General features: G+C 71.7%; 17 protein-coding genes. 10 read left to right on the forward strand and 7 right to left on the reverse strand.

The window, feature by feature from the left end; genetic code table 11:
• Nucleotides 1-196: 196 nt before the first annotated feature.
• Both KPL60_RS18520 and KPL60_RS18525 read left to right on the forward strand, forming a co-directional pair.
• Entirely contained in the window at nt 197-1,168 is a 972-nt protein-coding gene (locus KPL60_RS18520; RefSeq protein WP_226366619.1) for a DUF3048 domain-containing protein, read from the forward strand.
• 418 nt (nt 1,169-1,586) lie between these two features.
• The gene (locus KPL60_RS18525) at nt 1,587-3,062 is read left to right on the forward strand and encodes an SLC13 family permease (RefSeq protein ID WP_226364772.1); all 1,476 of its coding nucleotides are present in this window, start codon (nt 1,587-1,589) and stop codon (nt 3,060-3,062) included.
• A 6-nt stretch (nt 3,063-3,068) separates the two neighbouring features.
• On the opposite strand, the gene KPL60_RS18530 is transcribed toward KPL60_RS18525, so the two are convergent.
• Nucleotides 3,069-3,926, reverse strand: a complete 858-nt coding sequence (locus KPL60_RS18530) for an alpha/beta fold hydrolase (RefSeq protein ID WP_226364773.1) — start codon at nt 3,924-3,926, stop codon at nt 3,069-3,071.
• A gap of 509 nt (nt 3,927-4,435) precedes the next feature.
• Between KPL60_RS18530 and mbhE the strand changes: the two genes are divergently transcribed.
• Genes mbhE through KPL60_RS18560 form a run of 6 tightly spaced genes read left to right on the forward strand, consistent with a single transcriptional unit; the run spans nt 4,436 to nt 10,130 of the window.
• Entirely contained in the window at nt 4,436-7,261 is a 2,826-nt protein-coding gene (gene mbhE / locus KPL60_RS18535) for a hydrogen gas-evolving membrane-bound hydrogenase subunit E (RefSeq protein ID WP_226364774.1), read from the forward strand.
• The gene (locus tag KPL60_RS18540; RefSeq protein WP_226364775.1) at nt 7,258-7,680 is read left to right on the forward strand and encodes a sodium:proton antiporter; all 423 of its coding nucleotides are present in this window, start codon (nt 7,258-7,260) and stop codon (nt 7,678-7,680) included. Before mbhE ends, KPL60_RS18540 begins: the two co-directional genes overlap by 4 nt.
• Entirely contained in the window at nt 7,677-9,188 is a 1,512-nt protein-coding gene (locus KPL60_RS18545) for a monovalent cation/H+ antiporter subunit D family protein (protein WP_226364776.1), read from the forward strand. The genes KPL60_RS18540 and KPL60_RS18545 overlap by 4 nt, the downstream gene beginning before the upstream one ends.
• A complete protein-coding gene (locus tag KPL60_RS18550; protein WP_226364777.1) occupies nt 9,185-9,538 on the forward strand; it encodes a Na+/H+ antiporter subunit E in 354 nt (117 codons plus the stop codon). The genes KPL60_RS18545 and KPL60_RS18550 overlap by 4 nt, the downstream gene beginning before the upstream one ends.
• Nucleotides 9,535-9,792 carry a monovalent cation/H+ antiporter complex subunit F gene (locus KPL60_RS18555; RefSeq protein WP_226364778.1) on the forward strand — a complete coding sequence of 86 codons (258 nt, stop codon included), beginning with the start codon at nt 9,535-9,537 and terminating at the stop codon, nt 9,790-9,792. Before KPL60_RS18550 ends, KPL60_RS18555 begins: the two co-directional genes overlap by 4 nt.
• Nucleotides 9,789-10,130 carry a monovalent cation/H(+) antiporter subunit G gene (locus KPL60_RS18560; protein ID WP_226364779.1) on the forward strand — a complete coding sequence of 114 codons (342 nt, stop codon included), beginning with the start codon at nt 9,789-9,791 and terminating at the stop codon, nt 10,128-10,130. The genes KPL60_RS18555 and KPL60_RS18560 overlap by 4 nt, the downstream gene beginning before the upstream one ends.
• Nucleotides 10,131-10,150: 20 nt before the next feature.
• Here KPL60_RS18560 and KPL60_RS18565 read toward each other — a convergent pair whose 3' ends face one another.
• Nucleotides 10,151-10,315, reverse strand: coding sequence for a hypothetical protein (locus tag KPL60_RS18565; protein ID WP_226364780.1), 165 nt, complete (start codon nt 10,313-10,315; stop codon nt 10,151-10,153).
• A gap of 344 nt (nt 10,316-10,659) precedes the next feature.
• Here KPL60_RS18565 and KPL60_RS18570 point away from each other — a divergent pair, with 344 nt between their 5' ends.
• On the forward strand, nt 10,660-11,523 hold the full coding sequence (locus KPL60_RS18570; protein ID WP_226366900.1) for an alpha/beta fold hydrolase: 864 nt from the start codon (nt 10,660-10,662) through the stop codon (nt 11,521-11,523).
• A gap of 278 nt (nt 11,524-11,801) precedes the next feature.
• Here the strand turns inward: KPL60_RS18570 and KPL60_RS18575 are convergent, their stop codons facing one another.
• From KPL60_RS18575 to KPL60_RS18595, 5 genes are all read right to left on the reverse strand, one after another.
• Complete coding sequence (locus KPL60_RS18575; RefSeq protein WP_226366620.1) at nt 11,802-14,456, reverse strand: LuxR family transcriptional regulator; 2,655 nt, start codon at nt 14,454-14,456, stop codon at nt 11,802-11,804.
• Nucleotides 14,457-14,526: 70 nt separating this feature from the next.
• A complete protein-coding gene (benC, locus tag KPL60_RS18580; protein ID WP_226366621.1) occupies nt 14,527-17,325 on the reverse strand; it encodes a benzoate 1,2-dioxygenase electron transfer component BenC in 2,799 nt (932 codons plus the stop codon).
• 14 nt (nt 17,326-17,339) lie between these two features.
• Nucleotides 17,340-17,882 carry a benzoate 1,2-dioxygenase small subunit gene (gene benB / locus KPL60_RS18585; RefSeq protein WP_305080695.1) on the reverse strand — a complete coding sequence of 181 codons (543 nt, stop codon included), beginning with the start codon at nt 17,880-17,882 and terminating at the stop codon, nt 17,340-17,342.
• 6 nt (nt 17,883-17,888) lie between these two features.
• Nucleotides 17,889-19,433, reverse strand: a complete 1,545-nt coding sequence (benA, locus tag KPL60_RS18590; protein WP_305080696.1) for a benzoate 1,2-dioxygenase large subunit — start codon at nt 19,431-19,433, stop codon at nt 17,889-17,891.
• A gap of 181 nt (nt 19,434-19,614) precedes the next feature.
• Nucleotides 19,615-19,845 (reverse strand): hypothetical protein, encoded by a 231-nt coding sequence (locus tag KPL60_RS18595; RefSeq protein WP_226366622.1) that lies wholly within the window; start codon nt 19,843-19,845, stop codon nt 19,615-19,617.
• 888 nt (nt 19,846-20,733) lie between these two features.
• Between KPL60_RS18595 and KPL60_RS18600 the strand changes: the two genes are divergently transcribed.
• Complete coding sequence (locus KPL60_RS18600) at nt 20,734-21,237, forward strand: hypothetical protein (RefSeq protein WP_226366623.1); 504 nt, start codon at nt 20,734-20,736, stop codon at nt 21,235-21,237.
• Nucleotides 21,238-21,386: the final 149 nt, after the last annotated feature.

The raw sequence follows: 21,386 nt of genomic DNA on the forward strand, positions 1-21,386 counted from the left end.
GGTCGCCCCCTTCGGCGGGGTCGGGGACTCGGGCAACGGATCGCGCCACGGCGGCGCCGAGGCCAACATCGAGGCGTTCACCGAGACCCAGTGGGTCACGGTCCGCGGTGACCTGCCGCAGTACCCGTTCTGAGGACCGGCTCGCGCTCGGCCGGGTAGCCGGAGGACGCACGATGGGGCGGAGTACGGTGCGCCGGTGCGTGGGAACCCGGCGGTGAGAGCCCTCGTCGGGCTGGTGCTGGTGGGCGCCGTCGGATGCGCTCCGTCCGTGCCGGTGCCGCCACCGGCGACCACCGCTCCGGCGCCGCCGGCACCGCTCCTGTCACCGCTGACCGGGCTGCCCTCCGAGCCCGGAGCGAGAGTGTTCGCCGTGAAGGTCGACAACACCGCGAAGGCGCGCCCGTGGGACGGCGTCGAGTTCGCCGACGTCGTCTACGTCGAGCCGGTCGAGGGCGGCCTCACCCGGCTGCTCGCGGTGTTCGCCTCGCAGCTGCCGGGCTCGGTGGGGCCGGTGCGCAGTGCCCGGGAGACCGACATCGGCGTGCTCGGCGCCTACGGCCGCCCGGCCCTCGTCTTCTCCGGCGCCGCGCCGCCGGTCCTGGACCGGCTCGTCGCCGCGCCGCTGGTCCCGGTCGTGCCCCGTGGGTTCCCGGCGGCGTTCCGGCGTGACGAGCGGCGACCGGCGCCGGTGAACGTCTACGTGGACCTGGCGGACCTCGGCGGCCGGGTACCGGAGGCGGGGCCGGTCCAGGACATCGGCCTGCGCTTCGGGCCGGCGCCGGACGGGGGTGCCCCCGCCCCGGAGCGCACCGTCCGGGTGGGTTCCACCGCCGTCACCGTCACCTGGAGCGCGCCCGACGACGCCTGGACGATCGCGACCGGCGGCGAGCTCGCCGTGGCCGGTCCGGACCGGCGGCCGGTGCGGGCGGACACGGTCGTCGTGCAACGGGTCGGGGTCGTCGAGTCCTCCGTCCGGGACAGCGCCGGCTCGGCCTCCCCGATCGCGCTCACCGTCGGTGCGGGCGATGCCGAGGTCCTGCGTGACGGCCGTTCGTTCCCCGCCCGGTGGTCCCGCCCCGCCGTGGGCGACCCCACCCGTCTGACCGCGCCCGACGGCCGTGAGGTGCCCCTGCACCCGGGGCGGACCTGGGTACTGCTCGTCGCGTAGGCGGTCCGGTCGGGCATCGTGCGGCGTCGTTCCACGGTCGCAGGGCGCAGGTGCCGTGACGGCATCGTCGATCGCAGGGATTCCCGCTGGACGCCGCCCGGGTGACCCGCGTCGTGGCCGTCCCGTCGTACCACGCCGTCTAGCCCGTGCCGTTCCTCCGGTCGTTCGGTCGTTCGGTCGTGCGTTCGAACGAGAACAAACGACCCGAATGGGGGTAATTCGGGTACGGTCCGCGACGCAGCACAGCGGCCGTACGACGGGGGTTCCGACGATGACGACGAACGACAGCGGTCCCGAGCCCGGTACGGCCACGGCGGATCCGCCGGCTCCGGGAGCGGCGACCGCGGCCGACGGCAGAACCCCGCGGGCGACGTGGTCGCTGCGTCTGCTCGGCGTGGCTCTCGCCCTGCTGACGTAATTGCTGCTCGGGGCGGCGCAGGACCTGCCCGCCGAGGCGCGGATGGTCGCGGCGATCGGTGTCCTGATGGCGACGTGGTGGGTCACCGAGGCCATTCCGCTGTCGGCGACCGCGCTGCTGCCGGTGGTGTTGTTCCCCGCGTTCGGGGTGGTGTCGGTCGGGGACCCGATCGTCTTCCTGTTCCTGGGCGGGTTCCTCATCGCGATCGCCATGCAGAAGTGGCACCTGCACCGGCGGATCGCGCTGCTGACGCTGCGGACAGTGGGCACCACACCGACCCGGATCGTGCTCGGCATGATGGTGGCGACGGCGTTCCTGTCGATGTGGGTGTCCAACACCGCGACCACACTGATGATGCTGCCGATCGCGCTGTCGGTCCTGGCGCTGGTCGCCGAGCGTGCCGGGGGCGGCGGCGACGAGGTCCGTCGCGGCGCCCCGCTCAGTGAGACCATCCGCGACCCGGCGGTGCGCTCGTTCGGCATCGGACTGGTCCTCTCCGTGGCGTGGGCCTCGTCCATCGGCGGACTCGGAACGCTGCTGGGCAGCCCGCCGAACGCCATCGTCGCCGGCTACGTCCAGGACGAGCTCGACCGCGACATCAGCTTCGTCGGCTGGATGCAGCTCGGGGTCCCGATCGTCGTGGTGTTCGTGACCGTCGCGTGGTTGCTGATCACCCGGGTGCTGTTCCGGACCACACTGACCGAGATCCCCGGCGGCCGGGAGATGATCGACGAGCAGCTGCGCGAGATGGGCCCGGCCAGCACGGCCGAGAAGCGCGTACTCGCGGTGTTCGCCTCCGCGGCGTTCCTGTGGATCGTGCCGGGCCTGCTCACCGAGTTCGACGCCGTCGACGCCGCGCTGCCGTGGCTCGGCGGGCTCAACGACACCGCGATCGCGATCGCAGCGGGCATCGCGCTGTTCTTCCTGCCGTCGGCGACCACCCCGCCCGACGAGGCCGCGACCGGCCGGCGGGGTGGCGGATACCGGATGCTGCTGGCCTGGCCCGACGCCCAGGCGGGCCTGCCCTGGGGCGTCCTGCTGCTGTTCGGGGGCGGGCTCGCCCTGGCCGGGGCGGTGGCCTCCAGCGGGCTCGACGAGTTCATCGGTACGAGCGTCGCGGGCCTCGGCGTGCTGCCGGTGCTGCTGCTGGTCGCCGCGGTGGTGACGATCGTGCTGTTCCTGACCGAGGTCACCAGCAACACCGCGACGGCGGCGACGTTCATCCCGGTGCTCGGCGGGGTCGCGATCGGCATCGGCGCCGACTCGATGACGCTGCTCATCCCGGCGGCGCTGGCCGCGACCTGCGCGTTCATGCTGCCGGTCGGCACCCCGCCCAACGCCATCGTCTTCGGGTCCGGCGTGGTCACCATCGGTCAGATGGCCCGCGGCGGGCTGCTGCTCAACGTGGTCGGCGTCCTGCTGATCACCGGGTTCGCGTTCCTGCTCGGCGGGTGGGCGCTGGGCCTGCAGTTCTGAGTCGCCTCACCCCGCCCCGGGGCCGGCCGGCGCGGTGATCCCGCGACGGACGGCGTCGGGGTGGGAGTGGGCGAGCAGGTGCCCCGCGTCGGCGACGAACTCGACGCGGGCCCCGAGCAGCATCCGGGCGGGGCGGGTCAGCTCCTCCGCCGGGAAGATCGGGGCGCGGCGGCCGGCCAGGACGACGCACGGGGTGTCGCGCCAGGCGGTGAGGACCGCGTTGGGCAGGGGGGCCGGCGCCAGCGAGCTGCGGGCGTGCTCGGGGACCAGCGTCATCCACTCGACGAGGTGGCGCCGGTCGGGCAGCGGTGCACCGCCGGAGAGGAAGGACAGCACCCGCTCGGTGCGGGCCTCCGTGGGATGCCACAGCCAGGGCAGGGCCGGGCGCAGACTCGCGGTCACCCGCGCGGGCACGAGACCGGCCGGGGCGACGAGGAGGAGCCCGGCGACCGCCGGGCCGGGGCCGGCGCAGAGCGCGACAGCAGCGCCGAGGGACTCACCGACGATCGTCGCCGGCTCGGTCCCGACCGCGGCCAGCACCTCGTCGATCCAGGCGCGGTACCGGCCGACGAGATCGTCGGCGGGCCTCTCGCCGTGGCTGAGTCCGGGCTGTCCGGGGACGTCCACGGCCGTGACCCGGTGGTCGGCGGCCAGAGCCCGCACGACGTACGCCGATGCTGCGACGCCGAAGGTCGTACCGGGCAGGAGCACCACGGCCGGCCCGGAGCCGACGGTCGTGAGGTGGGTCGCCCCCAAGGGGGTGTCGATCCACCGGCAACGCGCGTCGGGCAGCAGCCGGCTGATCTGCAGGCTGCTCCAGTCGCGCAGCAGGGCACGGCCGGGTTCGGAGCGGTAGATGTCCATCGCGGGGCTGCCCTTCGTCGAGCGTGCGTGTTCTGCTCGCCGACCAGGCTTCCCGGCACACCGAGGCCACCGTAGGCACGTCGAGTCGCGTGGGTGAACGAGGGGCCCGTAAAGATCGCGCAAAGACAGTGCTCACGGATCGTCGCCGCAATTTTTTCGCCATGCAGCGAGAACGGTGGCGTGGATCGCATCCGTCCCGCGCGACGACAGCCGCAAGAATCGCGTATTCTCTGGGCGTGATTACTCGATGCGCCAACCGGGCCCTGCAGTGGCTCGTGCCGCATCCGGGCACCAATGGTCATCCCTCGTCGTGGGGAGCCATCCTCGCCGGCGTCGCTCCCGACGCCTGAGCTCGCGACTCCGCACCGACAGGCGGCATGTTGCCGCGACCTGACCGCATGCGCAGCATCGCGGTGCGCGGGTTGCAATGTTTCGACACGTCGGCGATTCCCATTTCGGGTTTCGTCTGATACTTGTGCCCGAAATTCGCGCGAGGAGCTCTTTCTCCGATGTCGTTGTTCTGTGTTCTGGCGGCCCTGTGGCTGCTCGTTCCCTCGGTCGCGGTACTCGCGAACCGGGTCGGGGCGCGCGGCGGATGGCTCGCCGTCGTGGTGCTCACGGCTCTGACCTCCGTCGTCGCCGCCCGCGGACCCGGCACGCGCACCGAGGCGGTGCCGTGGATCCCCTCGCTGGAGATCGCGCTGCGGCTGCGGGTGGACGGGCTCGGCTGGCTGTTCGCCCTGCTCGTCCTCGGAGTCGGCGCGGTGGTGCTGGCGTACTCGACCTCCTATGTCACCGAGGAGCGGGCGGGCGGCTTCTTCGCGCTGATGACCGCGTTCGCCGCGGCGATGCTGACCCTGGTCCTCGCCGACGACCTGGTCGTGCTGTTCGTGGCGTGGGAGATCACCACCCTCTGCTCCTATCTGCTGATCCTGCGGGTGGGATCTGCGGGGCGAGCACCGGCGGCACGGACGTTGCTGGTGACCGTCGCCGGCGGCCTGGCGCTGCTGGGTGCGGTGTGCGCGATCGTGGTGCGGACCGGGACCACGCAGCTGTCGGCCGCGCTCGCCGACCCGGCCTGGACGCAGGATCCGGTGTTCGCCGGTGTCGTCGCCGTCCTGGTCGCCGTGGCCGCGATGACCAAGGCGGCGCAGTTCCCGTTCCACTCGTGGCTGCCCGACGCCATGGTCGCCCCGGCACCCGTCAGCGCCTACCTGCACGCGGCGGCGATGGTCAAGGCCGGCATCTACCTGCTGATGCGCTTCGCCGGCGCGGCGTCGTCGTCGCCGCTGTGGCCATGGCTGCTGGTCACGGTCGGCGTGGTGACGGCGCTGCTGGGCGGCGTGTTCGCGTTGCAGCGGAGCGATCTCAAGGAGATGCTCGCGTACTCCACGATCAGCCAGCTCGGTCTGCTCGTGGCCGTCATCGGCGTCGGGACCGCGACCGCGCTGCTGGCCGCCAGCGCCCACGTCGTCGCGCACGCCCTGTTCAAGTCCGCCGGCTTCATGACCGTGGGTCTGGTGGAGCGCCGTGCCGGGACCCGCGACCTGCGTGAGTTGCGCGGCCTGTTCCGGTCGATGCCCTGGACCGCCACGATGATCGCCCTGATCGCCCTGAGCATGGCGGGCGTACCGGTGACGCTGGGCTTCGTGTCCAAGGAGTACGTCCTCGACGCCGCCCTGTCCGGGGACGGGGGCGCGGCACTGCTCGCTGCCGTCGGGCTCGGCGCCGCCGCGGTGCTGACCGTCGCCTACAGCGCACGGATGGTGTTCCCCGTGTTGTTCGGGTCGACGACCGCGCTCGGTCCCCCCGGCGGTGCACGGACGATGGCCGGGGCGGTCACCGTCACCGCGCTCGCCGGTGCCCTGCTCGGGCCGGCGGTCTCGCTGCTCGACGGCCCGCTGCGGTCGTCGGCGGCAGCGGCTCTCGGGGTGGCCCCGGCGGCGGTCCCGGTCATCTCCGTGTGGCACGGCGTCACCCCGGCGCTGGTGGTCTCGGCGATCGCCATCGCCCTGGGGACAGTGGTGGCCGTCGCTCACCGGTGGGTGGACCGGGCACTGGACCGGGCGCTGTTCCCGGTCACCGGCGTGGCGGTCGTGGAGCGGCTGCGCAGCGGTGTCGTCGACCTGGGCCGGGCCACCGGCCGCCCCTACCGTGGTGACGCCCCTGCCCGGCACCTGCTCGTCCCCCTCCTGCTGGTTGCGGCCGGCGGCGGCGGGGCTGTCGCGGCGCAGACCGGCGGACTCGCTGCAGCGCCGGGCACGTCGCGTCCGTGGGACGTGTTCCTGCTCCTGCTCACCGCGGGTGGGATCGTCGCGGTCCTCGCGGCCCGCACCCGCCTCGCCGCCGTCGTCGCGTCCGGGGTGATCGGCTTCGCGGTCGCCATGTGGTTCTACGAGCTCGGTGCCGCCGACGTCGCGCTGACCCAGCTGCTGGTCGAGGTGCTGACCGTGGCCGTGATCGTGCTGGTGCTGCGTCGCCTGCCCGCGCCCTTCGCCGCCCGCAGCGCACACCGCGGGCGGGCACGGCGGGCCCTGCGGATCGTGCTGGCAGCAGGGGCGGGGGGCGCCGCGACACTCGCCACCCTCGCGCTGACCGGGTGGCGTGCCCCGTCGCCGGCAGCGGAGTGGTTCCTGGCCGAGGCCGAGGACCGGACCGGTGGCACCAACGTGGTCAACACGATCCTGGTCGACTTCCGCGCCCTGGACACCTTCGGCGAACTCGTCGTGCTGGTGCTGGCCGCACTCGTCGTCGCCGTCCTGCTCGACGCACGCCGTCCGCAGCCGGTCCGCGAGGCCGAGGGCGTCGCCACCGCTGCGCCGGTACGTGATCCGGAGGCGAACGCGGTGTTCCTCGCGGCTGCGGCGAAGGTGCTGGTGCCCGTGCTCCTGGTCGCCTCCGTACTCGTCCTCCTGCGTGGGCACAACGCCCCCGGCGGGGGTTTCATCGGTGCCCTGCTCGGCGCCGCCGCCCTGGTCCTGGCCTACCTCGCCGCCCCGTCGGACTCCTCCGGCCGGGTGCGGCTGCCGTTCCTGCTCGTCGCCGGGGCCGGTGCCGTGGTGGCCGCCGTCGTCGGTCTGCTCGGCCTGGCCGACGGGTCCTTCCTCCGGCCCCTGCACATGGACGTTCTCGGCGTGCACCTCACGACCGCCCTGGTCTTCGACGTCGGGGTCTACCTCGCCGTGCTCGGCGTCGTCGTCGCAGCCCTCAACCTGCTCGGCACCCCGGGGGCCGGCGCACCGGGCATCCATCCACATCCCGGCCGGTCCACACCCGGACAGCACACCGAATCCGATGACCGGCACGACCCGATGCCGGAGGAGGCCCTCCGATGATGCTCGCCCTGACGATCGGCGCCCTCGTGTCCGGCGCCGCCTACCTGCTCCTCGACCGCAGCTACCTCCGCTCCGTACTGGGGTTCCTCATGCTCGGCCATGCCGTCAACCTCGTCCTGTTCTCCGCGGGCGGTGTCCGGCGTCGCGGCGAGCCGCTGGAGGGCACCGACGCCGTGTCCGCCGCGGATCCGCTCCCGCAGGCGTTCGCGCTCACCGCGATCGTGATCGCCTTCGCCGTCACCGTCGTCATGCTCGTCCTCGCCGTGACCGGCCGGTCGGGCGACGACACCACCCTCGATGCCGGGGACCCCGCTCACCCGTCCGGTGACGGCGACACGCGGGACGGCGCCGCAGACGACGACCACACCGGTGCGTCCGGCAACGGTGCGGCGCCGGCGCGGGCGGAGGTCACGCGATGACCGCATCCCTGCTGCCGCTGCTCGCCGGCCTGCCGCTGCTGGCCGCCGGCGCCACCGCTCCGGCCCGGACCGGGGCCCGCTGGGCGTACACCGTCCTGCTCGTCACGCTCACGGCCAACGTCGCCGCCGGCGTCGCGCTGGTCGTCGCCACCTCCGACGGGACCGTGCTGTCCGAGCAGGTCGGCGGCTGGCCCGGCGGGATCTCGATCCCGTTCGTCGCCGACACCCTGGCCGCGTTGATGCTGACGGTCACGGCGCTGCTCGCCCTGCTGTGCACCGTGTTCGCACTCATGACCGCCGTCGGCGGCGCCAGGTTGTTCATCCCCCTGGTCCTCGCGCTGGTCGGTGGGGTCAACGGCGCACTGCTCACTGCGGACCTGTTCAACCTGTTCGTCTTCATCGAGGTCATGCTGCTGCCCAGCTTCGGGCTCCTCGTCCTCGCCCGTACCGGGCGAGGCACCCTGGGGCAGGTCACCGGCACGCGGCTCTACGTGGCGTTCAACCTGTTCGTGTCCACCCTGTTCCTCGCCGGCGTCGCGCTCGTCTACGGCACGGCCGGAACGGTCAACCTCGGCGAACTCGCCGGCGCGGCACGGGAGTCGACCACCGTCGCCGTCGCCGCGGGCCTCTGCCTGGCCGCACTGGCCATGAAGGCGGCGGTCGTGCCCGTGCACGGCTGGCTCGCCCGCGCGTACCCCGCCACCACACCCGCGGTCACCGCTCTGTTCTCCGGGCTGCACACCAAGGTCGCGGTGTACGCGATCTACCGGATCTACGCGGTCGTGTTCGACGGCGACACCCGGTGGCTGTGGTTGGGGGTCGTCGTGTTCAGCGCGACGATGCTCGTGGGGGTGCTCGGCGCGGTCGGGGAGACCACGATGCGCTCCATCCTGGCGTTCCACATGGTCAGCCAGATCGGTTACATCCTGCTCGGCGTCGCCCTGTTCACCCCGCTCGGACTGGCCGCGGGCATCTTCTACCTGCTGCACCACATGATCGTGAAAGCGGCGCTGTTCCTGTCCGCCGGCGCGGTCGAGGAGCGGCACGGCACCGGCGCGCTGGACCGGATTCGCGGTGTCGCGCGCCGCGACCCGCTGCTCGTCGCCGTCTTCGGCCTGGCCGCGCTGTCCCTGGCCGGGATCCCACCGTTCTCCGGGTTCGTCGCCAAGCTGACCCTCATCCTGGCCGCGCTCGACGCGGATCAGGTCGCCGCGGCCGTCGTGGCGATCGTGGTCAGCCTGCTCACCCTCCTGTCGATGATCAAGGTCTGGACCGCGCTGGTCCGGCGATCCGACGAGGACGACCAGGACGGGAGCGGTGGCGGCACCGGCGTCCTGGCGCCGACCGTCCCCCGCGTCGGTATCCGGCTCACCCTTCCCGCCCTCGTCCTGGCCGCGGTCACCCTCGGTCTGGGGCTCGGCGCAGAACTGCTCTACGGGCTCTCGGCCACGGCGGCCGCCGGCCTGCTCGAGACCGACACCTATGTGGAGGCGGTACTCACCTCATGACCGACATCCTCACCCGCCCACTACGCGTCGTGGCGTTCCTGACCTGGTTCGCCGGGCAGATCGCCCGCTCCGCGCGCGACGTCCTCGGAGACGTCCTCACTCCCGGCTCCTCGGCCACCCCGCGTCTGGTCCGGCTGCCGTTGACCGGCGGCAGCCGGACCACGGCCGCGGCTCTCGGAGCTCTGATCACCATGACACCGGGCACCCTGACCCTCGGCGTCGTCGACGGTCAGGACGTCCTGCTCGTGCACTCCATGCACCACGCCGACGACGGCATGGCACTCACCGCACTGCACGACCTGCAGGCCCGGCTCCTGCACGCCCTGGGCCGCAGCGAGGGGCACACGTGATCGGCATCGACATCGCCCTGGCCCTCTGCGGTCTGGTCGCCCTGCTCGCCGTGATCCGCATCGTGCGCGGGCCCGACCGCGGATCCCGGGTCGTCGGCGCTGAGCTGCTCACCGTCGCCGTCGTCGCGATGATCGCTCTCGGTGGTGTCCGGACCGCCAGTACATCGACGTTCGACATCGTCCTGGTCGCCACCATGGTCGCGTTCCTCGCCACCGTCTCCTTCGCCCGTGCCCTCACCGGAGGTGCCCGATGACCGTGTTCGGACAGATCCTCACCGTGTCGGGCGCACTGGTCCTGCTGCTCGCCGCGGTCGGGCTGCTGCGCTTCGGCGACGTCTACATGCGGGCATCCGCCGTCGCCACCGCCACCGGCGGCGGCATCACCCTCGTGCTCGTCGGCGCGTTCCTGGTCTCCCCCGGTGTGGCCGACGGCCTCATGGTCCTGCTCGCCGTCGTCCTGCAGCTGGTGACCTCCGCCGTCGGCGGCGTTCTGCTGGCGCGCTCCGCGGTCCTGACCGGGCACCGGTTCCGCCCCGACACCGCGTCGACCGCCTTGGCCGGCCCGGCCCGGCCCGGAGACGACCCGTGCTGATGAGCCGGCCCTCGTGGTGGTCACGCAACGGCGGACTGCTCGTTCTCCTCGCCGCGATCCTGCTGATCGCGCTCGTCGCAGCCGTGCTCCGGCTGTGGATCGGCCCGCCGGGACCCTATGACGGTGAGCTCCTCGTCAGCCTCGTCAGTGCCGAAGCGGCAGCGCTCATCCTCGTCCTCCGGCACGTACGTACCGACCGGCGGCACACGATGACCGGACGACGAACGCAGTCGGGGTGCCCGCCTTCCGAGCGGGGCCTCGTCGACCCGGAGCCCACAGCGTGTGCCACGGGCGAGGCGGACCCCGGGGTGACGGTCCTCGTCGGCTCCAGCGGCGGAGGCGCTCGTGGTGCCGGGTGACGAGCCGCCTTGCCGTTGTGCGGGAGTGGCCTGATCTCGACGGTTGTCGTCCGTCCAGCCACTAGAGTTCGCGGAAGGCGGTCCTCGATGCTGGGCTGCTCGACGTGCGAAGGCGTGTGTCGCTCGCGGCTCGGGTCGCAGGCAGACGTTCTGGAAGGAGCGTGTTCTCCATGCCGACGGGCGCCCGGGTCGATGGGTTCACCCTGAGCTTCGACCGTCTGGGATCGGTGGGTCGGACGCCGGTGGTCCTGCTTCATGGTTGGCCTGGGGACCGGACGGACATGGCGTCCGTCGCCGAGAGGCTGGGGGACGAGTTCGACGTCGTCGTGCCGGACCTGCGCGGTTTCGGCGCCTCGGACAAGCACCTCCGCGACCCCGGCGACCACTACAGCCTGGTGGCCCAGGCCCGCAGCGTCACGGGACTGATGGAGGAGTTGGGGCTCTCCCGAGTCGTGCTGGGCGGTTACGACATCGGCAGCAGGGTCGGTCAGCAGATCGCGAAGGACAGGCCCGACCTGCTCAGCGCCATGGTCATCACGCCACCAGCTCCGGGCGTCGGGTCACGCATTCTCAGCGAAGATCCGTTTCGCGAGTTCTGGTACCAGTCATTCCATCATCTCGACCTGGCCGAGAAGCTCCTCGACGGGAAACCCGACGCTGTGCGGGACTATCTGGAGTACTTCTGGACCCGCTGGTCCGGCCCTGACTTCATCATGGACGCCGCCCGGCTCGAGCACCTGACGTCGGCGTACGGCCCCGCCGGCGCGTTCGTTGCTTCGATCGGGTACTACCGAGCGGCCGGAGACGTCGTGGCGCGCTACCTGGGCGAGACGGTCCCCGACGAGAAGATCACGGTCCCCACGACGTTCCTCTGGGCCGAGCACGACCCCCTGTTCCCGGGCGCCTGGTCCGACCGTGTCGGAGAGTTCTTCGCGCAGGTCACCGTGCAGCCCGTGGACGGGGTCGGCCACTTCGTCCCGGTCGAGGCGCCCGACACATTCGCCGGCGCCATCGTGCAAGCACATCAGCCCTGAGGGGCAGGTAGTCGGAGCCGTGTGAGACCGCGAGACACGGGCCGTCGCGCCGAAGCCCGTCGCCCACACACCGCAGGTGATGCCGGCCGTGTGCTGCCGCTGACGGGAGCCGCACACGGTCAGCAGGGCGTTGGTCGGTCCGGGACCGCCGCCATCGCAATCCTGATCCAGCCACTCGAGCCGAGCACCAGGACCACCCCGGCCCACGAGAGGTGCCGGAGAGCGGGGCCGGTCAGCACGCCGTGGACAGGGCGGATCGGCCGCCCGGGCGGGCCGGCTCACCCGGGGTCGTGCCGGGCGATGAGCTCGGCCCGGGTGCGGACGCCGAATTTCGCGTAGATGCGGGTCAGGTGGTACTGCACGGTCTTCGTGGACACGTGAAGCTCCGCTGCCACCTCACGGTTGGCCATGCCGCGGGTGACGAGCTCGGCGACGGCGGTCTCCTGTGGCGTCAGGTCGACCGCGGCCCGGTCGTCGCGGCCGGCGCCGATCCCACCGGCCCGTACCTCCCGATCGCACCGCGCGACGTAGGTCGTCGCCCCGAGGGAGTCGAACAGCTCGCGCGCCACGAGCAGGACGGTGTCGGCATCGCGCCGCTTGCCCGCCCTGCGGAGCGTCTGCCCGTACGCGAAGTGGATCCGGGCCCGGTCGTAGCGCAGCGCCATCCCGTCGAGGGTGCGCAGGGCCGCCTCGAACGACGACGTCGCGGCGTCGATGTCGCCGTGCGCGCCGAACCACCGGCCGCGGGCGTAGCCGAGCCGGGCCGCGGTGGAGCGGTGGCCGCGCTCGGCCGCGCGGCTCTCGTGCGGGCGTAGGAACCGGTCTGCCTCGTCGAGCCGCCCGGTCATCACCAGGGCGTTCGCGTAGACGTCCGTCCACGGCCACCACCCGGGTTCCTCCAGGCATCCACCGACGCCGGGCCGGTCGAGCGGCGCCAGTACACGCACGACGCGTTCGTAGTCGGCGGCCGACTCGGCGATGTGCGCCCGCGCGAGCACCGCGGGCACTCGCATGATCTCGTACGCCGTGCCCCGCGACTCGCTGCGGCGGGCGGCGCGGTCGGCGGCGTCGGACTCGCCGCGCAGGGAGTGCACCTGCGCGGCGGTCCACTCGATGAGCGGCATCGTCAGGGCGATGCCGGTGCGCTCCCCCAGCGCGCGGCCGCCGTCCACCGCGGCGAGCGCGCCGTCCCAGTCGCCGCCGAGGAAACGGGCGCGGGCCAGCCAGCCCCAGGCCCACAGGGAGATGCGGGACGAGCCGCCCAGCTGGGTCGTCGGCGTGGCGCTCTCCAGCTCCGGCCGGGCCTCGTCGACGTCGTCGGTCACGACGGCGAGCCAGCCGCGGCCCATCGTGACCCGCTGGTGCTGGGCGCCATGGCGGATCTGGTCGGCGGCCAGCCGGTAGGCCTCGACCGCTCCGGCGGGATCACCCGCGGCGGCGAGCCCGAGACCCCGGATCGCGGCGGCCTCCACCGCTTCGGGTGAGCCGGGCTCGGCACGATGTGCGACGCGGTCGGTCCACTCGATGACATCGGTCCCCCGGCACCGTCCGAGCGCGTGGAGCACGTGGCGTTGCGCGACCAGTGCGGCGGTGCGGGGGTCGGCGTCGGCGTCGGTGAGTTCCCAGGCCCGGCTCAGCCGGGCACCGGCCTCACCGGCCTTGCCCTCGATGATCGCGAGGTAGCCGAGAACGGCATTGCGCAGCGGCGTCTCCCGCAGGCTCTCCACCACCGGGACGAGAGCCTGTGCATCCAGGCACTCTCCGGCGCCGATCATCGCGTCGACGGCCCGGGTGAGGCGGCTCTCGCGCAGGGCCCGTTCGTCGGTCAGCCGGCTCGCGTCGAGCAGCAGGCCGGCCACGGTGCTCCACCGGCCGTCGGCCGCCGCCTCGCCCGAGAGTGCGTCGAGGCGTTCCGCGAGTTCCGGGTCGCGACCGGTCGTGGCGGCTGCGAGGTAGCGCAGGCACCGTTCCGGCTGCTCGACCAGGGTGGCGGCGAGCCGCCGGAGCTCGGCGGCGCGGGCCGGGCCGAGGTGGTCGAGCACCGCGGCGCGCACCATGGGATCGGGCGGGCCGACCGTGGGTCCCAGCTGCCCGCCGCCCCGGGTCACCAGCCGGGCGGTGGACGCCTCGCCCAGCGGCCCGAGGACGTCGTCGAGCCGGGCCAGGCGGGCCACCTCGTGCAGCTCGACCCGTTCCCCGAGGACACAGACGGCCTCCACCAGGGTGCGCGCGTCCTCATCGAGCAGATCGAGCTCGGCGCGGACGGCGACCGACACCGCCGCCGGTGGAGGGAGCCGCAGGAAGGGGTCCGCCCACTCGTCGGGGTCGACCTCGTCGATCAGGGCCGTGACGTGGCGTGGGTTGCCCCGGGTGTGGCGGCGCAGCCGCTCGGCCGCCAGCGGCGTCAGCGGGCGACCCCGCGCGGCGGCGATCGCCGCGACGCTGCGCACGTCGAGCGGGTCGAGGCGCACGGTGCCCTCGACGTGTGCCAGGACCTCGTGGTGCTCCCGACCTGCGCGGGCGGGGTCGAGCGCCAGCACGACGAGGACCGTCGTCCGGGGGTGATGGGCGACCAGCGTGCTCAACGCCTGGAGCGACAGCAGATCGGACTCGTGGGCGTCGTCGACGACGACCAGCCCGGCTCCGTCGCCGATCCGCCCGGCGAGGCGCCCGGCCCACTCGAACGCGGTCCCGCCCTCGTCCGGCGTCCCGAGGAGCTGCGCGACCACTCCGCCCGCACGCGACTGCTCCCAGCGCGCCGCACGTCCGCGGAGCACCACACCGTCGGACGTCCGTGCGACGGCGTCGAGCACGGCGGTCCTGCCCGACCCCAACGGGCCGGTCAGCGCGACCATGCACGCGGCGGTGGCCGCGCGCCGCCGGTACACGGACAGCCGGGTGACGACGGTGTCACGCCCTTCGAGCAGCATCATGCATCCGATCCTCGTGGTCACGACACCGGGCCGGGACGCGCGACATGACGTCCCGGCACCGGCTCCGGGCTCACCCCAGGTCGCCGCCGGCCACCGGCAGGATCGTCCCGGTGATGTAGGACGCCTCGTCGGACGCCAGGAACGTGAGTGCGGCTGCCTGCTCGTCGAGCGTGCCGTAGCGCTTCATCAGCGACGACTCGGTCGTCTGCTCGACGATCGTGGCGTACCAGTCACGTTCCTGCTCATCCTGCGGGGCAGGGCCGCGCGGGGTCCGTCGCGGCGGGGCGTCCGTGCCACCGGGGGCGGTGGCCACGACCCGGATCCCGTGCGGGGCCAGCTCCAGGGCCAGGGCCGATGTGATCGCGTTGACCCCGCCCTTCGCCGCCGCGTACGGCACCCGGTTGAGCCCGCGGGTGGCCACCGAGGAGACGTTCACGATGGTCCCGCCACCCTGCTCGACCATGTGCGGGGCGACCGCGCGGCAGCACCACAGGGTTGGCCACAGCGACCGGTTGATCTCGGCCCGGATCTGCTCGGGCGGGTAGTGCTCGAACGGCTTGGCCCAGATCGTGCCGCCCACGGTATGGATCGAGACGTCGATGCGTCCGAACCGTGCGATCGCGGCGTCGACGACCACCGAGGCACCCTCCCAGGTCTCCAGGTCGGCGGTGACGCCGATCGACGTCGACTCCTCGGACCCGTCCCCGGCCAGTTCGTCGGCGAGCTCGTGCACGTGCTCGGCGCGGTCGGCCAGCACGAGCGTGCCGCCCTCGGCCGCGATGCGCCGGGCCGTGCACTCCCCGATACCCTGTGCCGCGCCGGTGACCAGCACGACCTTCCCGGCGAAACGGCCCGGCGTGACGAACCGGGGCCGCCGGCGCTCCTCGGCGTCGCGCATGGCGCGACGCATCGTGTCCTTCGAGTTCTGCGCGTGCTCGACGATCAGGGCCCGCGCGGCCTCACGGTCCCCGGCCTCGAACGCGTCGACGATGTCGAGGTGGTCCTGCGCGCAGTTCGGGTGGCACCACACCGCGGACCGCAGCGTCTCCGCCATCGCCCCCTTGACCCCGAGCGCCTGGTAGGCGCGCAGCAGGTGCTCGTTGCCGGTCAGGGTGAACAGGTAGTCGTGGAACGCGGCGTTCGTCTCGGTGTAGGCGTGCGCGTCGGTGAAGCGCGCGTTCTCCCGGTCGACGTAGGGCACGGTCGCCTGGGCGAGCAGCCGGTAGCCCGCGATCTGCTGGGTGTCGATCCGCCCGATGACCAGCTCGAGCGCCCCGAGCTCGAGGCCCTGACGGGCGTCGAAGATCGCGTCGGACTTCTGGATCGACGGGTGCTCCTCACCGATCTCGTAGCCGTCGGCAGCGACCACGACGGACTCCGCGGGGCGGGACGCGGGCGCGGGCTCGACCAGCGGCCGGAGGTCGTCGGAGCGTCCGAGCTCCTGGGCCTGCATCGACCGCGCGTCCGCGCTGACGATCAGGTCGGCGTCGTCGTCGAGGTCGGTGAGGTCCCCACCGGCGCCGAACGCGGCGCTGATCTGCTGACCGGTGATGCGCCACACCGCGTCGGCGGACCCGACCGACTCCGGCCGGCCCCCGCCGAACAGGGGCTCGGGGTCGCCGAACATCGTGACGGCCTGCCCGTTGATGCCACGGCCCTCCCGGCCACCGAGGGTCTGGAAGTGCCCATCCACATCGGACGGCGCGGCCACGGTGGTCTCGGGCTCGGCCGGTTCGTCGGTCTCGGCCTCCGCACCGTCGGTGTCGGGTGTCTCGGCCGAGGGCTCGGGGGCGGCCTTCTCCCCCGCCTTCTCGTCCGGGGAGGCGGCCAGCGCGAACTTCTCGAAGTAGAATCCGGCCGGCTCGTGCCCCTCGTCGGAGAAGAACGTCCGCACCGCCTCCACCATCGGCGGGGGGCCGCACAGGTACACCGCGGCGTCACCGTGGTGCAGGTGCTCGGCCTCGATCAGCGCGGTCACGTAACCCTGGTTCGGCGCCGCGGTCTGCTTGTCGGCGACGCAGTAGTCCCAGGTGAGACCGGTCTTCTCGGCCAGGCCCCGCAGCGTGTCCAGCTCGACGACGTCGTCGTCGGTCGTCGCGCCGTAGAACAGGTGCACCGGCCGCTCGCTCCCGGTGGCCGCCAGCGTGCGCAGGATGGACAGGATCGGGGCCAGCCCGGTCCCGCCGGCGAGCAGCAACAGCGGCGCCTCGGACTCGCGCAGGAAGAAGCTGCCGTGCGGGCCGGTCAGCTCGATCTCGTCGCCGGCCGCGGCACGCTGGTCGAGGTACTCCGACATCGTGCCGCCGGGCGTGATCTTCACGAGGAAGCTCAGCTCGGTCTCGTCGGGCCCGTTGGAGAACGAGTACGACCGGGTGACCTCTGTGCCCGGCACGGCGATGTTGACGTACTGGCCGGGCAGGAACGCCAGCTTGTCGCGCTGCTCGATCTCGATCCGCAGGTCGACGGTGGTGTCCGACAGACGGTTCACCGCGGTGACGGTGCCCCGGTGGGTGGTCGCCGAGGTCTTCGCGACGGCCGAGGTCGTGGCGATCTGCACGACCATGTCCGAACGCGGCGTGGCCTGGCAGGCCAGCAGGTAGCCCTGTTCGGCCTCGTCGTCGGTCAGCGCGTCCTCCAGGTACGAGCCGCCGTCGTAGCTGCCGGACTCGCAGAAGGCCTTGCAGGTGCCACACGCCCCGTCGGAACAGTCGACGGGAATGTTGATCCGGGCCCGATAGGACGCGTCGGCGACGCTCTGGTCCTCGCGGCACTCGATGAACCGGGTGACCCCGTCCTCGAACGACAGCGCGACCTTGTGCGCCGCCGTACCGGTACCGGTGGAGGACGGAGCGTCAGCGGTGACGGTCATCGCCGTCCTCCCTTCTAGAAGTGGTAGATGTCGACGACGTGGTGGATGTAGTCGTTCTTCAGCACCACGGTCTTGCGGCGGATCAGCGGGGCGTCCCCGGAGAAGTCGATCGTGTAGAACGACGTGCCGTAGTACGGGTCGATGGTCTTGTACCGGAAGTACATGGTGTGCCAGTTGAACCGGATGTCGACCAGGTCACCTCGGCGCTCGATGACCTCGACGTTGGAGATGTTGTGGCTGGTCCGCGGCTCGGGGATCGACGTCGCCGACGACCGTTCGGTCCGGATCCGGAACACCCGGTCCTCCAGGCCGCCCTTGTTGCCGTAGTAGATCAGTGAGATCTCGCGCTGCGGGTCCTCGGTGAGCCGGTCGTCGTCGTCCCAGGACGGCATCCAGTAGACGACGTCGTCGGCGTAGCACTCGAGCCACTTCTCGAACTCGCGGTCGTCGAGGTAGCGGGCCTCGCGGTAGAGGAACTGCTCGATCATGTTCTGCGTGATGAGCTTCCCGCCCGTGGTCGGTGCGGCGGCGCCGTTGCGCTTCTCGGTGGTGGTCATCGCGTGTCAGCCCTTCGTCGCGGCGGTCGTCGACGTGGCGCGGGTGGTCCGCTCGGCGGTGCTGCCGGAACCGGTGGACGTTCGCCGCCGCCCGTTGCTCTTGGCGGAGCCGTTGCCCTTCGACCTGTCGTCCTCGCCGTTCGCGGCACGACGGTCCTCGGCGGTGAGCGAGCCGTGCCCGTGCGCGTCGTGCCCGTCGCCCGCGGCCTCCTTCGCCGCGGCGGCACGCATGATCCGCTGCCAGTAACAGTGCTGGACCGGGTAGAGGCCTTCGTCCTCGTTCTTGAGCCCGGAGGAGACCACGCCGTTCATGTCGAGGGCCGTGGCGACCTCGTCGGGGCCGGCGAGCCAGTGCTCGGCTCCGCGGGACATGTCGTTCCACGGCGCAGTGGTGGCGTGGAAGGTGAGCTGGCAGGAGCGGAACTCCTCCAGGTCGTCCGGGGTGGCCATGCCCGATGCGTTGAAGAAGTCCTCGTACTGGCGGATCCGGTGGGCGCGGGCGGCGTCGCTCTCCCCCTTGGGTGCGATGCAGTAGATCGTCACCTCGGTCCTGTCCGGCGCGATGGGCCGGAACATCCGGATCTGGGTGGAGAACTGGTCCATGATGTAGACGTTCGGGTAGACGCACAGATTGCGGCTGCCCTTGACCATGAACTCGCCCTTGGCGTCGCCGAACTGCTCCTTGAGCGTGTCCATCTCGCTCCACAGCGGGCGGTCCTGCGGGTTCGCCGCCCACGTCCACAGGCACAGGTGGCCGTTGGGATAAGACCAGTAGCCCCCTCCGGACTTGCCCCAGCCGCCGGCGTCGAGTGCCTTGGTGTCGTTCTTCGACTCACCCGAGCTGCGTCGTGACGTGGTCGCGGCGTAGTTCCAGTGCACCGAGGAGACGTGGTAGCCGTCGGCGCCGTTCTCGGCCTGGACCTTCCAGTTCCCGTCGAAGGTGTAGGACGAGCTGCCGCGCAGCACCTCCAAGCCCTCCGGGGACTGGTCGACGAGCATGTCGATGACCTTTGTGGTGTCGCCCAGGTGCTCGGCCAGCGGCACGACGTCGGGGTTCAGCGACCCGAACAGGAACCCGCGGTAGGACTCGAAGCGCGCCACCTTCGTGAGGTCGTGCGAACCCTCGGTGGCGAAGTTCTCCGGGTAACCGGCGCCGTCGGGCTCCTTCACCTTCAGCAACTTCCCGTCGTTGCGGAAGGTCCAGCCGTGGAACGGGCAGGTGAGGGTCAAACGATTGTCGGTCTTACGACGGCAGAGCATCGCTCCGCGGTGGGCACAGGCGTTGATGAGGCAGTGCAGTTCACCCTGCTTGTCCCGGGTGATGAGAATCGGCTGCCGGCCGATGTGACCGGTGAGGTAGTCACCATTGTTCGGGAGCTGGCTCTCATGTGCGAGAAAGATCCAGTTCCCCTCGAAGATGTGCTTCATCTCCAAGTCGAAGATCTCCTCGTCGGTGAAGATCCGACGGTTGGCGCGATAGATGCCGGCGTCCCGGTCCTCGACGACGGCCGATTCCAGCAGGGTGTCGAGATGCGCGAGGTCTTCGGTCATGACGTCCTCCGTGGTGGTCACTCCGGTGTGCGCCGGATGGCAGCGTCACAGGCAAGTTCGCACGCGCCTCTCCTGCGCACACTGGGTGGATGCCCAGTCCTGACCCAGGGGGGTGCGCCGAATCCGTCGATGCGGACCCGGTGCGTCCCATTCGAGACGGACATGGTGAGAAAACGACCGATCAGACATCAGCTCCCTGCGACCGGAGCCGGGTCCCGGATCGCCGGCCGTCGCACGGACGGCCGATGGTCCGCCGAACCACCCAGGTCAGCAGTCCACCGACGACCGCGGGGGCGGCGAGTACGTAGAAGATCGAGTCGAGCACGCGCCCGGAGGCCACCACCAGCCCACCGACCGGCGGACCGCCGACACCGCCGAGCCCGACGCACCACGCGACTCCGGCGCTGCGCACGCTCGTCCGGTAGTACGTGGCGACGACGCCGTGGATCAGGGCCTGGGTTCCGCTCGTGCCCAGACCGGCGACGGCGACAACGGCCGGCAGTGCCCCGGCCGCAGATGATCGTCATCAGCACGACGGCGGCGGCCCCCGACCGCGAAGCCTCCCCCCGACCACCCGCTCGGGACCGAAGCGGTCACCTTGCGGCGGCCGTCGATGTCCGCCACGCTGCCTGCCATCAGTGCACCGACCAACACTCCGACCAGCGCGTAGCTGCCGAGAGCTCCGGCCGACGTCAGGTCGTGCGCGGGCTCCGGCCCTCCCCGATGTCCCGCAGCATCCGGTGCGCACCGCGTACGCCTGTTTCCCGGCGTCCGGGCCGGCGGGCACGATCCCGACAGAGGTTGTGCCCGAGATTGGTGATCGGGTCCTGGCCGGCGTAGGCGCGCACGCGCGACGCGCCGCTCGGGAGGACGTCGATGCTGCCCTTCTGGCGCCCCGCGGGCCTGGGCTGGAGACGAGCCATGCCACGAACGCCACGGGCGCTCGTGGCATGTTCTGTGTCACGAGTCTGTCTGTCGATCTTGCGTCAGATCATGAACTCGCTGGTCAGAGCGTGGAGCGGGCGACGGGAATCGAACCCGCGTAGCCAGTTTGGAAGGCAGCCGCGACCTCTCACCCAGACCTCTGACCTGCGACGACAGCAACACAGACGGGAACAGGAGGTGCAGGAATCTCTACCCTTCGCCGGTAGTTCGCACCATGCTTGATGGCACGTCCGGCGCCATGAGCCCTCATGACCGTCGATCGTCAGTACTGATGAGCGACGTTAACAGCCGGCCCGCCTCGATCGTCTTCATGGATGCCACCGACTCGGCGGCATGAGCCTCAGGAGAGAAGACCGTGAAGAAGATCAGCCGTCGCACCGCCGTCGTCGTGGGCGTGCCCCTTGGCCTCCTGCTCGCCGGCGGGATCGCCTTCGCCATCGTCGTACTCACCACCACCATCGGCGGCGCCACCGGCTTCACCGACTCCACCGCCTCCGCGAAGGTCGCGAGCGCGACGGGCACGAAGTCCTCGGCCGACTGCTCCAACGTCACCGTCGAGGGCTCCTCCGTCACTATCAACCCGGTTGTCAACCGTATCGTCGTGGTTGGTAAGTCCCCCGAGGTCATTCCCGGAAGCTGCAGCGTCTCTATCCGGATCGAGAACACCGGGCAGGTACCGATCAACTCCTGGCAGTGGACCGCCGAGAAGCTGCCGACCGGCTGGGCCATCACACAGCACTACTCGAACGTCTACGCGAACATCGCTCCCGGCCAGACCGCCACCGTCCAGCTCTCGGTCTCCGCTGACTCCAGCGCCACTGCCGGCACCATCACTGGCCGGATCGTTTCCGCAACCTGAGTCGGCCTCTCTTCGGTCTCCGCCGTGTTCGCTAGAGATTCTTATACGCCCTCTAGCTGACTCGGACTGACCGAGCGGCCGGCGTCAATACCGTCCGCCTCTTTGAATCCAGCTCGGCGACCACACACAAGCGCCTGTGGTCAAACTTC

Origin of the sequence: Pseudonocardia sp. ICBG162, from assembly GCF_020496225.1 — a bacterium.
GTDB lineage: Bacteria > Actinomycetota > Actinomycetes > Mycobacteriales > Pseudonocardiaceae > Pseudonocardia > Pseudonocardia alni.

What these genes read in the sequence shown, in the direction of transcription:
- benB (WP_305080695.1), bottom strand. Translation starts at nt 17,882, where the DNA reads ATGACCACCACCGAGAAGCGCAACGGCGCCGCCGCACCGACCACGGGC.
- benA (WP_305080696.1), bottom strand. Translation starts at nt 19,433, where the DNA reads ATGACCGAAGACCTCGCGCATCTCGACACCCTGCTGGAATCGGCCGTC.
- mbhE (WP_226364774.1), top strand. Translation starts at nt 4,436, where the DNA reads ATGTCGTTGTTCTGTGTTCTGGCGGCCCTGTGGCTGCTCGTTCCCTCG.
- KPL60_RS18540 (WP_226364775.1), top strand. Translation starts at nt 7,258, where the DNA reads ATGATGCTCGCCCTGACGATCGGCGCCCTCGTGTCCGGCGCCGCCTAC.
- KPL60_RS18560 (WP_226364779.1), top strand. Translation starts at nt 9,789, where the DNA reads ATGACCGTGTTCGGACAGATCCTCACCGTGTCGGGCGCACTGGTCCTG.
- benC (WP_226366621.1), bottom strand. Translation starts at nt 17,325, where the DNA reads ATGACCGTCACCGCTGACGCTCCGTCCTCCACCGGTACCGGTACGGCG.
- KPL60_RS18575 (WP_226366620.1), bottom strand. Translation starts at nt 14,456, where the DNA reads ATGATGCTGCTCGAAGGGCGTGACACCGTCGTCACCCGGCTGTCCGTG.
- KPL60_RS18570 (WP_226366900.1), top strand. Translation starts at nt 10,660, where the DNA reads ATGCCGACGGGCGCCCGGGTCGATGGGTTCACCCTGAGCTTCGACCGT.
- KPL60_RS18545 (WP_226364776.1), top strand. Translation starts at nt 7,677, where the DNA reads ATGACCGCATCCCTGCTGCCGCTGCTCGCCGGCCTGCCGCTGCTGGCC.
- KPL60_RS18530 (WP_226364773.1), bottom strand. Translation starts at nt 3,926, where the DNA reads ATGGACATCTACCGCTCCGAACCCGGCCGTGCCCTGCTGCGCGACTGG.
- KPL60_RS18550 (WP_226364777.1), top strand. Translation starts at nt 9,185, where the DNA reads ATGACCGACATCCTCACCCGCCCACTACGCGTCGTGGCGTTCCTGACC.